Genomic DNA, 14,592 nt, shown 5'->3' with positions numbered 1-14,592 from the left:
TTAACTACACAACCCTGCTTTTACTTAATCCTTAGTGTAAGAATGGCATTCAGGTAGGCTCCGCGTATCGCGGACCCCGCAGGAGGTTACCGTCCATCGCTCAACGAGAGCCACTCCCCCCGTCGAAACGTCCGTCGAACGTCTCCACACCACTGTCAGCTCAGCCCGCTAACGTCAGCGCCATGGCGAGAAGCACGACAGCACGAGCAGCAAAGAATTCTCCCGGTTACCGGTGCAGCGAATGCGGCTGGTCCGGGGTGAAATGGGTTGGTCGATGCAGTCAATGTCAATCCTGGGGAACCGTCGAGGAAATCGGACAAGTCACCGCGCGCACCGCTCCCGCCACCAAACTCGACCGTCCGGCCCGGCCGATCGGACAGGTCGACGCCACTCCGGCCCAGGCCCGCTCCACCGGAGTCCCCGAACTGGACCGAGTCCTCGGCAAGGGGCTCGTCGCCGGCGCCGTCGTACTCGTCGCCGGCGAGCCTGGCATCGGCAAGTCGACGCTCCTGCTGGACGTCGCCGCCCGCACCGCGCGCACAGGTCGACGGGTGCTCTACATCACCGGGGAGGAATCCTCCGCCCAAGTACGCCTACGCGCCGAACGCATCGGAGCCCTCGCCGACGAGCTCTATCTCGCCGCTGAAACCGACCTGGGTGCCGCGCTGGCCCAACTCGAACGCCTCGAACCGGACCTGCTCGTCGTCGACTCGGTGCAGACCATCGCCTCGAGCGAGATCGACGGCTCAGCAGGGAATGTCTCCCAAGTACGCGAGGTCGCCGCAAGCCTCATCGCTGCCGCCAAGAGCCGCGACATGTCCACTCTGCTCGTCGGTCATGTCACCAAGGACGGTTCCATCGCCGGCCCGCGGGTCCTCGAACACCTCGTCGACGTCGTCGTCCAGTTCGAAGGAGAACGCCACAGCAGACTCCGGCTGGTCCGCGCGGTGAAGAACAGATACGGGCCCACCGACGAGGTCGGCTGCTTCGACCTGTCCGACACCGGAATCGAAGGGCTGGCCGACCCCAGCGGGCTCTTCGTGTCCAGCCGCGACCTCGTCGTCCCCGGCACCGCGGTCACCGTCACCCTCGAAGGACGACGGCCCCTCGTCGCCGAGGTGCAGGCCTTGCTCGCCCCCACCGGGGCACCTGCCCCTCGGCGGACCACTTCCGGGCTGGAGTCCTCTCGCGTCTCGATGCTGCTGGCAGTGCTGGAGAGACGGGCGAAACTTCCCGTCGGCAAGTGCGACACCTATGTCTCCACCGTAGGCGGGGTCAAGGTCGCCGAGCCCGCCGCCGACCTGGCCATCGCCCTGTCCATGGCCAGTTCCGTCCTGGACCGGCCGCTCCCCACCGGCACCATCGTGCTCGGAGAAGTCGGACTCGCCGGAGAGGTACGCGCCGTGAGCGGAGTCCCCCGTCGTCTCGCCGAGGCCCGCCGCATCGGATTCGAACGAGCCGTCGTACCCACCGGCTCCTTCCGGGACGCTGACGGACGTCCTCGACGCGGCGCTCCAGCCCTGAGCCCTGTGCCCTCAGGTTCCGGTGTACCTGACGGCATGGCCGTGATCGAGGTGTCAGACGTACGCGAAGCCGCTCACCTGGTCTTGACCGAGCGGTAAAATCACCGGAGATGATGCGCGGCGCGGGGGTGCCACGGCCTACCGACACGGTCGGAGTCACGGTGCAGGCGCGGGGGTGGACCGCAGAGACGAGGAGATCCGTGGAGCGCACAGACGAAGAGCTGCTGCGGCGTACCCTGGCTGCGGTCGCTCCCGGAACCGCATTACGCGACGGGCTGGAACGCATCCTACGAGGCCGCACCGGCGCCTTGATCGTCCTCGGGCACGACCGGGTCGTCGAGACCCTGTGCACCGGAGGCTTCCCCATCGACATCGAGTTCTCCGCCACCCGTTTACGTGAACTGGCCAAGATGGACGGTGCCGTCGTGGTCAACAACGACATCTCCCGGATCCTGCGAGCTGCCACTCAGCTCGTGCCGGACGCCACCATCGAGACCAAGGAGTCCGGCACCCGGCATCGAACCGCCGAGCGAGTTGCCAAACAGACCGGTCTGCCCGTGATCTCGGTAAGTCAGTCGATGCGGACCATCGCGTTGTACGTCGGGCACCTCCACCAGGTCCTCGAAGCCCCCACCGCAGTCCTCTCCAAAGCTGATCAGGCCCTGGCCACCCTCGAACGCTACAAGACCCGTTTGGACGAGGTCACCGCCATCCTCACCGCCTTGGAGGTCGAGGACCTGGTCACACTGCGAGATGTCGCATTGGTCGTCCAACGCCACGAAATGGTGAGGCGGATCAGTGAGGAGGTCGTCGGCTATGTCATCGAGCTGGGCACCGACGGCAGGCTGCTCTCCCTCCAACTGGAGGAATTGATCGTCGGCATCCGCACCGAACGCGATCTGGTCACCGCCGACTATCTGCACGAAAAGGTCAGCGGAGGCAAAGAAGACGCCTTCCGGGACCTGGCTGCTCTCACCGCCTCCGAACTCCTCGACCTGTCCCAGATCGCCGTCGCACTCGGGCACCCTGACGGCTCCGAAGCTTTGGACGAGGCGATCAGCCCCCGAGGACAACGCATCCTGTCGAAGATCCCTCGGCTGCCCAAAGCCGTCGGCGAACGCATCCTCGAGCACTTCGGCGGCCTGCAGGCCCTGTTGCTGGCCGATCTGACCGATTTCATGGCGGTCGAAGGCGTCGGTGAAACCCGCGCACACAGCCTCCGGGAAGGGCTCTCCCGGATCGCCGAGGCGAGCATGTTGGAACGTTACGCGTGATACTCGTCGCCGTGGACTTCTCGGCGACACGACACGACATCCTGCACTGGTACGACCGGCACGCCCGCGACCTACCCTGGCGGCAGCCCGATCGCACCCCGTGGGGTGTCTTCGTCTCCGAGGTGATGCTGCAGCAGACCCCGGTGAACCGGGTCGAACCGGCCTGGCATGCGTGGACGGAGCGCTGGCCGACACCGGCCGCCCTGGCCGCCGACCCCGCCGGGGAGGCCGTACGGATGTGGAACCGCTTGGGCTATCCCCGCAGGGCCTTGCGCCTGCACGCCGCCGCCACCGCGATGGTCGAGCATCACGACAGCCAGGTGCCGGACACCGAAGAACTCCTGCGGGCGCTGCCCGGGGTCGGCGCCTACACGGCCGCCGCTGTGGCCGCTTTCGCCTTCGGTCGGCGAGCCACCGTGGTGGACACCAACATCCGCCGGGTACACGCCCGCCTGGTCACCGGGTCCGCCCTGCCCCAGCCGTCACTGACCCGCGCCGAGTCCGCACTGGCCGACGAGCTCCTTCCCCAGGAGACGACCACCAGCGTGCGTTGGAATGTGGCCTGCATGGAGCTGGGCGCGCTGGTCTGCACCGCACGCGCACCCCGCTGCAGCTCCTGCCCGGTACAGGCGAGGTGCGCCTGGCAGCGGGCCGGGTGCCCGCCCTACACCGGGAAGGCCCACCGCGGCCAGGCCTGGGAGGGCACGGACCGTCAAGCGCGGGGCACCTTGATGGCGGTGGCCCGGGCGGCCTCCGGGCCGGTCGGTGCCGATGACCTGCGAGCGGCCTGGCCCCGGGACGACCTCCAGCGGAACAGGTGCTTGGCCTCATTGGTCGCCGATGGACTGCTGGTCCTGACACCCGACGATCGATACTCGCTCCCGTGATCCGTTTCATAGAGCACTTCTTCACCGATCCACGTAGAATTTCTCAATTGTGCGCTTCGCAACGGACCCCTATCGCAGGCTCTTCGTAGCCGGGTTCCGCCGCCGCACCACCTACCGGATGGCCGTCCTCGCCGGGGTCGTCACCAACAGCGTGTTCGGGCTGGTCCGCTGCGCCGTGCTCCTCGCCATGGCAGCCACGGCCACCGCCACGGCGAGTTCCGATCTGGCCGGCTACGACGCCGCGAGCCTGCTGTCCTACGCCTTCATCACCCAAGCCCTGCTCGGGCCGGTGGACATCTGGTCCGGCAGCGACCTGCGCGACCGGATCCGCACCGGCGACATCGCCGTCGACCTGGCCCGCCCTCTCGACGTACCGACCGCTTTCCTGGCCCACGGCCTGGGGTCCTCCGCTGCCACGGTGATCCCCCGTTCCCTGCCGACCTTGGCTGTCGGGATAGCTGTGGTCGGGGTCCGGCTGCCGACGGATCCTGCGGTCTGGACCGCAGGCCTGGTCGCGATCGCCCTGGCCATGCTGGTCAGCCAGTTGTCCCGGTTCCTGTTGCAGTGCGCGGCTTTCTGGATCACCGAGACCCGCGGTCTGCTCAGTCTCTACGCAGGAGCAGCCGGGATCCTGTCCGGGCTGATCGTCCCTGTGGCGATCATGCCCGAGTGGCTGCAATCCCTGAGCCGGGTGACGCCTTTCCCGTCGCTGTTGCAGGCCCCGGCCGATCTGCTCAGCGGACGGATCGCCGGCGCGCAGGTCTGGTCCGTATTGGGGACGCAACTCTTCTGGTCGGTCGCCCTGGCTCTCGCCGTGCGGCTCGCTTTCCGCGCCGGGACCCGCCGCCTGGTGGTCGCCGGTGGCTGAACGGGCGAAAGACAGACAGCGCGGTCCTTATGCGACGATTCTCGTCTCCCGGCTGCGCAGCCAGAAGGTCTACGGCGTCTCCTTCACGCTGGACGTCGCGGCCAGTCTGCTCTTCGGACTCATCGAGTTCGTCGAGGTGTGGATCGTCTTCCACAATGTGCGCTCCCTCGGCGGGCTGACCTTCGCGCAGGTGTGCCTGCTCTTCGGGTTGTCCCACTGCGCCTACTCGGTCAGCCAGGTACTCGTCGGCCACGTCGACTCCCTGCCGACCTTCCTGCGTGAGGGCACCTTGGAAGCCTTCTACCTGAGGCCGCTGTCGATCCTGGGACAGCTGATGACCAGTGAGATCGCCCTGCGTCGGCTGGGCTGGGTGGTCGTAGGGGTCACGGCCCTGGGCTACGGGCTGGCCGTCAACCCGATCGCCTGGTCACCGACCACGGTCCTACTCCTCGTGCTCTGCCTGGCCAGTAGCGTGATCATCTTCTGCGGGATCTTCGTCGCAGCGGCCGCCTGCCAGTTCTTCCTGATCGAAGGAGCCGAACTGACCAATGCGTTCACCTACGGCGGCCGTTACGCCGCCCAGCAGCCGACCTCGATCTTCCCGCCGTACCTGATCGGGCTCTTCGTCGTGGCGGTGCCGGTGGCCTTCACCGGCTACCTGCCGGCCTTGGCCCTCCTCGGACTGGACGCCCCGGAACAGATCCCCTGGCTCCTCCCCCAACTCGCCTGGGCCTCACCGCTGGTCGCTGCCGGGGTGTGGCTCGTGGTGGCCTGGCTGTGGAATCGCGGGACGAAGCATTACCAAGGAGGCGGCGGATGACCGAGCCGATCATCACGACCGAGGAACTCACCCGGGAGTTCGTCCGACGTATCCACTGGGGGACCCGCCGTGCGGTGCTCCGCGCGGTCGACGAACTGACCGTGTCGGTGTCTCCGGGCGAAGCCGTGGGCTACATCGGCGCGAATGGCACCGGGAAGTCCACCACCATCAAGATGCTCACCGGCATCCTCACCCCCACCGGCGGACGGGTACGCACCTGCGGACTGGATCCGCAACGCTCCCGCAAGGATCTGACCCGGCGGATCGGGGTCGTCTTCGGCCAGCGCAGCCAGCTGTGGTGGGATCTGCCCACCGGTGAGTCCTTCGCGATCCTCGGGGCGATCCACCGCCTCGGGACCAGGGCCACCCGGGAGCGCACCGCCGAGCTGGTCGAACGCCTGGAGATGGGCGACTACCTGGACCGGCCGGTGCGACAGCTCTCCCTCGGTCAGCGGATGCGGGCCGAGATCGCTGCGGCGCTGCTGCACTCCCCCGACCTGTTGATCCTGGACGAGCCGACGATCGGGCTCGACGTGCTGAGCAAGCAACGGCTGCGCGAGTTCCTGGTGGCCGAACGCGCCGCCCACGGGCAGACCCTGCTGCTGACCACCCACGACGTGGGGGACATCGAGCGGTTGTGCGAGCGGGTGCTGGTGGTCGACCGGGGTCGACTCGCCTACGACGGCAGCCTGCCCGGCCTGGCGGCACGGGTCGGTGCCCGCCGGGTGCTGGTGGTCGACCTGGCCGCGCCCACCGCCGATCTGACCGGGATCCCCGGCACCGAACATCTGGCCTCGGAGGGCGAGGGTCTGCGCCAACGGCTGGCCTTCGACTCCGCGGCGACCTCCGCCTCGACCGTCCTGGCCGCTGTGGCCCGGCAGGCCGATGTGCGTGATCTGTCGATCGAGGAGCCCGACATCGAGGACGTGGTGCGACGGGTCTACCTGGCGTCTCGTTGAGGTGCCCTCGTCTGCCCGGCGTGGGACGCTGGCAGTGTCCTTCCCCGGCGGCCTGGGCTGAGGAGCAGGTGATGGTGCAGATCCTGAGCGGCAAAGAAGTGCCTTTGGGCGGCGCGGACGCCATGACCGTGCGGCGCACGATCCCGCAGCGGGACCGGCCCTGCGTGGGCGCTTGGTGTTTCGCGGACCATTACGGCCCGTCTCCGGCCGGTCCCGGCCAGCCGGGCCGGATGGATGTGCCGCCTCATCCGCACACCGGGTTGCAGACGGTGTCCTGGCTGTTCGCCGGAGAGCTGGAGCATCGGGACAGCAGTGGCGTGGTGGCGGTGGTCCGTCCGGGTGAGTTGAACCTCATGACGTCGGGTCATGGCATCGCCCACTCGGAGGTGTCGACCCCGGCCACAGCGGTGCTGCACGGGGTGCAGCTGTGGGTGGTCCTGCCCGAGGCGAACCGCGGCATGCCCCGCGGAGTCGTCCGGCATATCCCGCCCGAGAAGCCACTTCCCGGGAGCTGCGGCACGGCGAAGGTCTTCCTGGGCCGCCTGCCGGACGTGGACAGTTCACCGGTGGCGACGGCGACACCCTTGCTGGGCGCGCAGCTCGACCTGACGGCCGGGGCCGAGTTCACGCTGCCGGTGGAATGCTCCTTCGAGCACGGGGTGCTGGTCGATGACGGGGTGGTCCGGGTGGACGGTGTCGAGGTCGGCCGCGGTGACCTGGCGGTGGTGGAGCCCGGTCAGGAACGGCTGACCTTGCAGGTGGGAGCGGAGTCGACCCGGGTGGTGCTTCTGGGCGGGACGCCCTTCGAGGAGGAATTCGTGATGTGGTGGAACTTCGTGGGCGCTTCCCACGAAGAGGTCGCTGCGGCGCGGGACCAGTGGAATGCCCGGGAAGACCGGTTCGGGGAGGTGCCCGGCTATCAGGGTCCGACGAGTTGGCTGCCTGCCCCGCCGTTACCGACCACCCGGCTCAAGGCCCGCCGTCGGCACCCTCCGCACGCGTAGGCCTCAGCCTGTGCGATAGCAGCGCAGAATTCACCGGTGCGCTTAGGCAAACAGCTCACCTTACGGCAGAAACACCGGTAACCTGATGGGAAGTCAAATAGCCGACCCCCTTGAGGACACCCAACTCAGGGCACCTGAGAAAGCATTGAGCCCAACAATATTCTCCCCATCTTAACTTCCACCAAGAATGCAAGACGACAAGGATATGAAATCTATCTACAAGTTAATTGCACCACTATGCTTCTTGATTGCATTTTTTTGCCTTTCAGCCACAGATGCGAGCTATCCGACACACGACTCACCTGCACATGTCATCGCTAATGGAAAAATAAATATCAACGCCGAGGATGCCTACGAAAAAGTGGTGAGTTTTGTTCGATCCGAAAGGATCACGATTGGGCGCGTCGAGCCGGACTCCACCGACCCAGGCGAAGCGCGAACAATCAGATTAATCCCATCGTCCGCGCCGGAGATAAACCAAAGATATCCCGACTTCAGCAGCAAGATGTCGACCAAAGTCACACCGTTGAACCTCGAGAACAACGACTGGTCAGGCCAGTACCTCGTCTATGGAACCCCTGGACAAGCAACTGAGTTCGCCACGCAGCTCGAACAACTCGGACTCAAAGCGACAGCCCATGGCAAAATCGGACTATTTCAAATGATCTCCCTCCAAAGAGGGATGGAATGGGCCATTATAGGAATAATAGCAGCTTTATGCGCCACCATCGTCGCATATCAGTTTTCATGCGGCAGGCAATATGGAATCAAACGCATGAACGGCCATGCATTTACCACAGAAATATCTCGTCAAATAAAATCTAGCTCCACGCAAGCCGTCCTATCATGTGCAGCCTCAGGAGCAGCCTCGATCTTTTTTCTTCATTTATATAATCAACTCGGACAACTAGATACATTTCTCTGGACGGCAGCTTACGCGCTCGTCGCTTCATTATCAGCTATCTTCATCGTCCACATCCTCTCCGCAGCAGTTGCCTGGCGCTGCACTGCGATACTCTCGCAGGTCAAGGGCAGAGCCGAAGGAATTCCTCTCATCTCTTCTTCCTGCTTGGTCCGAGCTCCAGCAGCAGGGCTTGTCATATCGCTCTCGACAACGCTTGCCCTCGCTGGAGCGCAGGTCACCTCTGCAGAAAAAGAGCATGAACACTGGCATGGTGAGAACGCCAGAGTAGGCCGACTCATTTTTCACGGCGTAGGTTCTGTGATGACAGATTCTGAATCTCAAAAAAAGGCTATGGACCCGGTAGAGCGATGGCTCGCTGAGGAAGATAAGAAGTCGCATCTCGTCATAGCCCACAAACTGCTGATGTCCATCAGCGAAGAAAGCCGACCTCAGAACGCTCTGATCATTAATGATCAGTATGTGAAGCGCAACAATATTCCGGAGAGCCTCAAGTCATGCGGAAGCGACGCGTGCATCGCGATTCGAAGCTCAGGATCAAGTAGTAAAAATATTAGAACCGAGATTCAAAAAGCAATACAATTCAGCTTAAATTCTGACTTTTCCAAAAAATTTAGTTACGCCGAGCTGGAGCAAGGCTCTAGATTTTTTACTTATGATTCACAAGGTCTAGGCATTTCAGCTCTCAGTGAGCCAGACTTTGTCATCCGTATTCCTGACAGGTCGCTGAATGGGGATTTCATCGCCTCTGCCGCCTCCTCCGGCGGCGTGCTCATGACGGATGCCTCAGAAGCACGTGGGATCATCCTCGACTCTCCTCAACTCAAGGAGGCCCTGTCCGGTATTTCACTGGCAGGAACTTCTTCCACACAAAAACTTACTGAAAAAAAGCGTGAGATAAATTTCACCGTCGTCGGAGTTATCGGTGCCGCCCTGACACTTCTGGCTACTTCTTTCAGCTTGTCAATTGCCTATTCAACGCTTTACCGTCAACGAAGCTTCATCCGGAGAATCCATGGATGGTCCTTTATGCGAACTTACCGAAGGGTCCTGACCTGCGAACTTGCCCTGTGGATACTTCTGGGGTCCGTTTTCTCCTATCTCTCCTACGAGAAAAATTTCCAAGGAAACATAGCTTCGTCAGGCGGAGACTCGGTCTCTCTACTTCAACAGAGTGAGACCATTCCCTATGTCTATCTTGGTGTCTTAATTTTCGGAGCATCTTCGCTTTTTCTGGCTATCTCCATGGTTGACCGGACACTGACAAGAAGGGCCACCAGCGCCTCCTAGAAAATTTCCAACTGCAAATAATATGTCAGGAGAAAATCATGGGGAACACAGAAATCATCACAATAAGCGGACTAACCAAATCTTATGGCACACATCTTCTCTGGTCTGATATCGAACTCCAAGTCGGTGCAGGAGAGATGCTTGCCGTCAGAGGGGTCAGCGGAAGTGGAAAATCCACCCTCCTGCACTGCATCGGACTTCTTGAGCAACCTGACAGCGGTTCGGTGAAACTCCTTGGAGTTGAGGCTTCGTCGTCATCCAGCCGGGCAAAAAGGATGATGCGACAGAGTGTCATCGGTTACTTATTCCAGGACTACGCGCTAGTCGAATCGTGCTCTGTTCAAGAGAACATAGACATAGCCGCCAGGCCTCGCCTTTGGATGAAGAGAATCAATGTTGAAGACGTACTCAAAAAGGTCGGCCTGGAGGGAAGATCCGCTGATCCTGTGCATACCCTCAGCGGTGGTGAGCAGCAACGAGTGGCCTTGGCGCGTCTCCTGGTCAAACCGAGCCGCATCATCGTGGCCGACGAGCCGACCGCAGCCCTGGACGAGGCCAACGAGGCGATGGTCATGGGCATGCTGCGTGAACTGGCCGACGGAGGACGTGCCGTCATCGTGGCGACCCACAGCGATACCGTGGCCGATCACTGTGACCGCATTTTCACGATTCCTGAGCTCGAACCGGTTCCGCTCCGTCGTCCGAAGTAACTCCGCTCTTCATCGCTGAAGTGGGAGGGAGCGCGGCGACCAGGCGAGCTGGCGTGAACAGTGGCGCAGCCGAGGTCCTCGGACGGGCGCCGGGGCTCACGGTTCCGGGGTTCACCGGATCGTGGTTGAAGGGATCAGGAAGCAGCACCGCCGATTCACCGCCGACGGAACGTGGGACAGGGTGATGACGGACAAGGCCTACTCCTCGCGGGCTCACCGTGCCCTGCTGCGCAGTAGAGGGATCACGGCTGTGATCGCTGAGCCTCGCGGCCGGCGCCCTCGTACACGAAGCCGATCTTCTCGTAGACATGGCGGGCGCGCGGGTTGAAGTCGTACACCTCGGGAGTGATGCGGTGCATGCCCATCGTCGTCAGGCCATGCTCGACGACGAGCCGGGTCGCCTCGGTGCCGAGCCCGCGGCCTCGGCCGGCCGCCCCGATCAAGGTGCGGAAGCCGCAGGACTCGTTGTCCTCGTCCCACTCGTTGAGGACGACCTCGCCGACGAGGTGACCCGTTGTGTTGTCGATCACGTCGGCGTCCTCCGCGCGGATGGGGCGCAACGTGACCAGCTCGCCTCACAGGGTCGGCTTGTTCGTGAACGGCGTCGATTCCATGTCCGCACTATCAGGGCACGGCTTCGACCGGGTCAACACATTTGCTGTGCACGCTCATGCCGCTGTGCGTGCGCGCTCCAACACCCCATAGCCGCGTCCCTACCGCCCAATTAGGAGACACGCCCTAAAGGATGCGCAGCATCCGCGTATTACCCAGGATGTTGGGCTTCACACGCTCCAGATCGAGGAATTCGGCGATGCCTTCGTCATAGGATCGAAGCAGCTGAAGATAGACCTCAGGCTCAACAGCCTGCCCGTCAATGGCTTGAAAACCATGTCGCGCAAAGAAGTCGACCTCGAAGGTCAGACAGAACACGCGAGAAACACCGATCTTCTCAGCGTCATCCAGTAACCGGGATACCAGGGCTCCGCCGACTCCCCGCCCCAAGGAATCGGGAGCGACTGCCAGAGTACGAATTTCAGCAAGATCTTCCCACATGACATGTAGCGCGCCGCAGCCAATGATCCGCCCGGTGCCCTTTTCCCTGGCCACCCGAAATTCAGCCAGTCCTTCGTAGTAGGCGACGGCATCTTTCGCAATCAGAATCCGCTTTTCCGCATAAGGTTTGACCAGTTCCCGGATGGCATTGACATCGCGGGTGAGGGCATGTCCGATGCCATAAGAAAGAACACCTTGCGGCATTTCTTCGAGCGCTTTCCCTTCCTGAGCAGACCCCCTGTCTCCAGGTCGCCCGCCTTCCACCCCTGAAGGGATGTCATCACTGTTCATGGAGCCAAGCCTGCCAGAATCCGTTGCTCCTGCTCCCGGCGAGAGGCAGCCGTGGCGCACTCTCGGCTTCTTTCTTCGATCGGCACGGACAGGAACACATCCGAAGAGGAAGGCAAGCCTAAATGACAATCTTTCTCATCTAGTTTAGCCTGGCCTCCATGAACCGCCGTGCAGCCGCCACTGCTCTCCTCGTCGCAGCCACCACCCTTTCCGCCTCCGCCTGCGGCACCGACTCAAAATCCGCTTCCTCGAACGGATCCAAGATCGAGGTCGTCGCCTCCTTCTACCCCCTCCAGCACATCGTGGAGAAAGTCGGTGGCACCCATGTCACGGTCACCAATCTGACTAAACCCGGTGTAGAACCCCACGACCTGGAACTCACCCCCCAGGACATCGCCAAGGTCACCTCGGCAAAACTCGCCGTCTACGAAAAAGGCCTCCAGCCTGCCGTCGACAAAGCGCTCAAAGAACAGAACGCCAAGAACGCCTACGACATCACCAAAGATGTCGATCTCACCTTGAAAGCCACCTCCGACGGCCACGACCACGGCGACCACAAGGACCACGACCACGAGACCCCCACCGTCAGCCCGCACAAGGACGACCACAAGGACGACGAGAAAGACCCCCACTTCTGGCTCGACCCCGTCCGGTACACCAAAGCCGTCAGAGCTGTCGCCACCAAACTCGGCGAGATCGACGCTGCCAACAAGGCCGACTACGAGAAGAACGCCGAGGCCTTCACCAAAGAGCTCGCCTCCCTTGACACCGACTTCGCTGAAGGCCTGAAGACCTGCAGCAACAAGAAACTCGTCACCAGCCACGCCGCCTTCGGTTACCTCGCCGAGCGGTACAAGCTGCAGCAGATGTCCATCGCCGGCATCTCCCCCGACAAAGAGCCCGATGCCGCTCGCATGGCCAAGATCACCGACTTCGTCAAGGACAACAAGGTCGGCACGATCTACACCGAAACCCTGGTCAGCCCCGCGGTGGCGCAGACCATCGCCAAGGAGACCGGCGCCCAGACCGCTGTGCTCGACCCCATCGAAGGCATCAACGACAAGTCCGCAGGAAAGAACTACATCGAGGTCATGCGCGCCAACCTCGCCACGTTGAAGAAGGGGCAGAGCTGCTCGTGACAGATCGCAGCACGGTCATCGACGTGCGGTCGGCATCCTTCGGGTACGCCGGCCGCACGATCGTCTCCGGTATCGACCTGCACGTGGACCGCGGGGAATCGCTGGCTGTCCTAGGGCCCAACGGATGCGGCAAATCCACCCTCGTCCGTGGACTCCTCGGCCTGAACGACCACCTCGGCGGGAAGGTACGCGTCCTCGGCGACCCCCTCGCCGGGCTACGGCGTCGCAGCCTCATCGGATACGTCCCCCAACGGCACACCCTGTCCACCTCCGTGGTCGCCACCGTCGGGGAGATCGTCGCCATCGGACGGCTTCCCCACACCGGCCTCCTCGGGCGGCTACGGCGCCGCGATCTCCAGATCGTGACCCACGCCCTGGAGGTCGTCGGGCTCGGCGGCATGGAGAAAGCCGATGTCACCCACCTCTCCGGCGGGCAACAACGCCGAGTACTCGTCGCCCGGGCCATGGCCGCCGAACCCGAGATCCTGATCATGGACGAACCCACCGCCGGAGTCGACGAATCCAACCAGGCCGTCCTGGCCCAGGCGATGACCCGGCTCACCGGTGAAGGCGTCACTCTGCTGACCGTGACCCACGAACTCGACGCCCTTGCCGAGGCCGTCACCCGCATCGTCACCATGCACGGCGGACGCATCACCGACGACCGGCCGGCCGGAGAGAACCCCCCGACGACGGCCACCGGCGGCCACCACCACCTGGCACCCCACGACCCACCCGGCCCCGGATGGACACCCCTGGGTGTCCGGGAGGAAACACACCGTGCTTGATCTCCTGCGCTACGAATTCATGCAGCAGGCGCTGATCGCCGCACTCCTCGTCGGCACCACCGCCCCCATGGTCGGGGTCTTCCTCGTCCAACGCAGGCTCTCCCTCATCGGCGACGGCATGGGGCATGTCGCCCTCGCCGGGGTCGCCGTCGGCGCGCTCACCGGCACCCAGCCGATCCTCACCGCGCTCGTCCTGGTGATCATCTGCGCGGTCGTCGTCGAGTTCATCCGCGTACGCGGGAGCACCAGCGGGGACGTTGCCCTCGCCATCATGTTCTACGGCGGAATCGCCCTGGGCGTCGTCCTCATGGCCAAGGCCCCTTCCGGTGGGACGAGCCTGAATGCCTACCTGTTCGGCGCCATCACCACCACCAGCTCCAGCGATCTGTGGACCTTCGCCGTGCTGGCGGTCGTGGTCGTGACCCTCACCTGGCTGCTGCGTCCCTATTTCTTCGCCGTCGCCAACGACGAGGAGTACAGCCGAGCCGCAGGGCTACCTGTCATGGCGCTGAACATCACGCTGGCCGTCCTCACCGCGGTCACCGTCGTCCTCTCCATGCGCATCGTCGGGCTCCTCCTGATCAGTGCTCTGATGATCGTCCCCAATGCGACCGGGCAACTCCTCGCCCGGAGCTTCCGGTCAGGAATGGCCATCGCAGTCCTCATCGGCGTGCTCTGCTCCGTCAGCGGAGTCGTCGGTTCCTTCTACCTCGACACCCCCTCCGGGGGGACCATCGTGGTACTCACCGTCATCGTCTACGCCGCGGTGGCTGTCCTCGTGGCACTCCTCGCCCGAATTCGGGGACTCCGCCACGACACGCACCACATCGGAGCACACGAACACGACCACGGCCCCGGATGCGGACACCCGGCAATCCTCCACGGCGATCACGTCGACTACCTCCATGACGGACACCTCCACGCCCAGCACGGCGACCACTACGACGAGCACCGGCCCGAAGACCATCCCCGCACCGCAGAGAAGAACCGGTCATCCTTGAGCTGAGCTGGACAAAGGCTGAATGTCGACCGACTCACGGTAAAGTCGACCGTCACAGCTTCGG

The 14,592-nt window shown here is 63.4% G+C and carries 14 protein-coding genes; 12 read left to right on the top strand and 2 right to left on the bottom strand.

Annotated features, from left to right (window positions below):
• Nucleotides 1-182: 182 nt before the first annotated feature.
• From radA to DX923_RS02645, 9 genes are all read left to right on the top strand, one after another.
• A complete protein-coding gene (gene radA / locus DX923_RS02685) occupies nt 183-1,622 on the top strand; it encodes a DNA repair protein RadA (RefSeq protein ID WP_116112504.1) in 1,440 nt (479 codons plus the stop codon).
• 101 nt (nt 1,623-1,723) lie between these two features.
• Nucleotides 1,724-2,797 carry a DNA integrity scanning diadenylate cyclase DisA gene (gene disA, locus DX923_RS02680; protein ID WP_116112502.1) on the top strand — a complete coding sequence of 358 codons (1,074 nt, stop codon included), beginning with the start codon at nt 1,724-1,726 and terminating at the stop codon, nt 2,795-2,797.
• Nucleotides 2,798-2,808: 11 nt separating this feature from the next.
• The gene (locus DX923_RS02675) at nt 2,809-3,684 is read left to right on the top strand and encodes an A/G-specific adenine glycosylase (RefSeq protein ID WP_162872734.1); all 876 of its coding nucleotides are present in this window, start codon (nt 2,809-2,811) and stop codon (nt 3,682-3,684) included.
• Between the two features lie 49 nt (nt 3,685-3,733).
• The gene (locus DX923_RS02670) at nt 3,734-4,552 is read left to right on the top strand and encodes an ABC transporter permease (RefSeq protein ID WP_240322710.1); all 819 of its coding nucleotides are present in this window, start codon (nt 3,734-3,736) and stop codon (nt 4,550-4,552) included.
• Nucleotides 4,545-5,372, top strand: a complete 828-nt coding sequence (locus DX923_RS02665) for an ABC transporter permease (protein ID WP_116112499.1) — start codon at nt 4,545-4,547, stop codon at nt 5,370-5,372. The genes DX923_RS02670 and DX923_RS02665 overlap by 8 nt, the downstream gene beginning before the upstream one ends.
• Nucleotides 5,369-6,331 (top strand): ABC transporter ATP-binding protein, encoded by a 963-nt coding sequence (locus tag DX923_RS02660; protein ID WP_116112497.1) that lies wholly within the window; start codon nt 5,369-5,371, stop codon nt 6,329-6,331. The genes DX923_RS02665 and DX923_RS02660 overlap by 4 nt, the downstream gene beginning before the upstream one ends.
• A gap of 71 nt (nt 6,332-6,402) precedes the next feature.
• On the top strand, nt 6,403-7,335 hold the full coding sequence (locus DX923_RS02655) for a pirin family protein (RefSeq protein ID WP_240322709.1): 933 nt from the start codon (nt 6,403-6,405) through the stop codon (nt 7,333-7,335).
• Nucleotides 7,336-7,540: 205 nt separating this feature from the next.
• Nucleotides 7,541-9,547 (top strand): bacteriocin-associated integral membrane family protein, encoded by a 2,007-nt coding sequence (locus DX923_RS02650; protein WP_162872733.1) that lies wholly within the window; start codon nt 7,541-7,543, stop codon nt 9,545-9,547.
• Nucleotides 9,548-9,585: 38 nt separating this feature from the next.
• Entirely contained in the window at nt 9,586-10,257 is a 672-nt protein-coding gene (locus DX923_RS02645; RefSeq protein ID WP_205413095.1) for an ATP-binding cassette domain-containing protein, read from the top strand.
• A 242-nt stretch (nt 10,258-10,499) separates the two neighbouring features.
• On the opposite strand, the gene DX923_RS02635 is transcribed toward DX923_RS02645, so the two are convergent.
• Both DX923_RS02635 and DX923_RS02630 read right to left on the bottom strand, forming a co-directional pair.
• Nucleotides 10,500-10,787, bottom strand: a complete 288-nt coding sequence (locus DX923_RS02635) for a GNAT family N-acetyltransferase (protein ID WP_240322708.1) — start codon at nt 10,785-10,787, stop codon at nt 10,500-10,502.
• A 208-nt stretch (nt 10,788-10,995) separates the two neighbouring features.
• Nucleotides 10,996-11,514: an amino-acid N-acetyltransferase gene (locus DX923_RS02630; protein WP_116112494.1), complete on the bottom strand. Its 519-nt coding sequence runs from the start codon at nt 11,512-11,514 to the stop codon at nt 10,996-10,998.
• A 245-nt stretch (nt 11,515-11,759) separates the two neighbouring features.
• Between DX923_RS02630 and DX923_RS02625 the strand changes: the two genes are divergently transcribed.
• From DX923_RS02625 to DX923_RS02615, 3 genes are read left to right on the top strand one after another with little or no spacing between them, the layout of a single operon-like run.
• A complete protein-coding gene (locus DX923_RS02625) occupies nt 11,760-12,740 on the top strand; it encodes a metal ABC transporter substrate-binding protein (protein WP_116112492.1) in 981 nt (326 codons plus the stop codon).
• The gene (locus DX923_RS02620) at nt 12,737-13,528 is read left to right on the top strand and encodes a metal ABC transporter ATP-binding protein (RefSeq protein WP_116112491.1); all 792 of its coding nucleotides are present in this window, start codon (nt 12,737-12,739) and stop codon (nt 13,526-13,528) included. The genes DX923_RS02625 and DX923_RS02620 overlap by 4 nt, the downstream gene beginning before the upstream one ends.
• Nucleotides 13,521-14,534 carry a metal ABC transporter permease gene (locus tag DX923_RS02615; RefSeq protein ID WP_116112489.1) on the top strand — a complete coding sequence of 338 codons (1,014 nt, stop codon included), beginning with the start codon at nt 13,521-13,523 and terminating at the stop codon, nt 14,532-14,534. Before DX923_RS02620 ends, DX923_RS02615 begins: the two co-directional genes overlap by 8 nt.
• Nucleotides 14,535-14,592: the final 58 nt, after the last annotated feature.

Origin of the sequence: Austwickia chelonae, from assembly GCF_003391095.1 — a bacterium.
Taxonomy (GTDB): Bacteria; Actinomycetota; Actinomycetes; order Actinomycetales; family Dermatophilaceae; genus Austwickia; species Austwickia chelonae_A.
Note: the sequence above shows the minus strand (reverse complement) of the source record. Positions and strands in the feature narration are given on the sequence as shown.

Excerpts from the sequence above, each read along its gene's own strand:
- DX923_RS02655 (WP_240322709.1), top strand. The coding sequence starts at position 6,403 with ATGGTGCAGATCCTGAGCGGCAAAGAAGTGCCTTTGGGCGGCGCGGAC.
- DX923_RS02660 (WP_116112497.1), top strand. The coding sequence starts at position 5,369 with ATGACCGAGCCGATCATCACGACCGAGGAACTCACCCGGGAGTTCGTC.
- radA (WP_116112504.1), top strand. The coding sequence starts at position 183 with ATGGCGAGAAGCACGACAGCACGAGCAGCAAAGAATTCTCCCGGTTAC.
- DX923_RS02630 (WP_116112494.1), bottom strand. The coding sequence starts at position 11,514 with ATGCCGCAAGGTGTTCTTTCTTATGGCATCGGACATGCCCTCACCCGC.
- DX923_RS02625 (WP_116112492.1), top strand. The coding sequence starts at position 11,760 with ATGAACCGCCGTGCAGCCGCCACTGCTCTCCTCGTCGCAGCCACCACC.
- DX923_RS02650 (WP_162872733.1), top strand. The coding sequence starts at position 7,541 with ATGAAATCTATCTACAAGTTAATTGCACCACTATGCTTCTTGATTGCA.
- DX923_RS02645 (WP_205413095.1), top strand. The coding sequence starts at position 9,586 with ATGGGGAACACAGAAATCATCACAATAAGCGGACTAACCAAATCTTAT.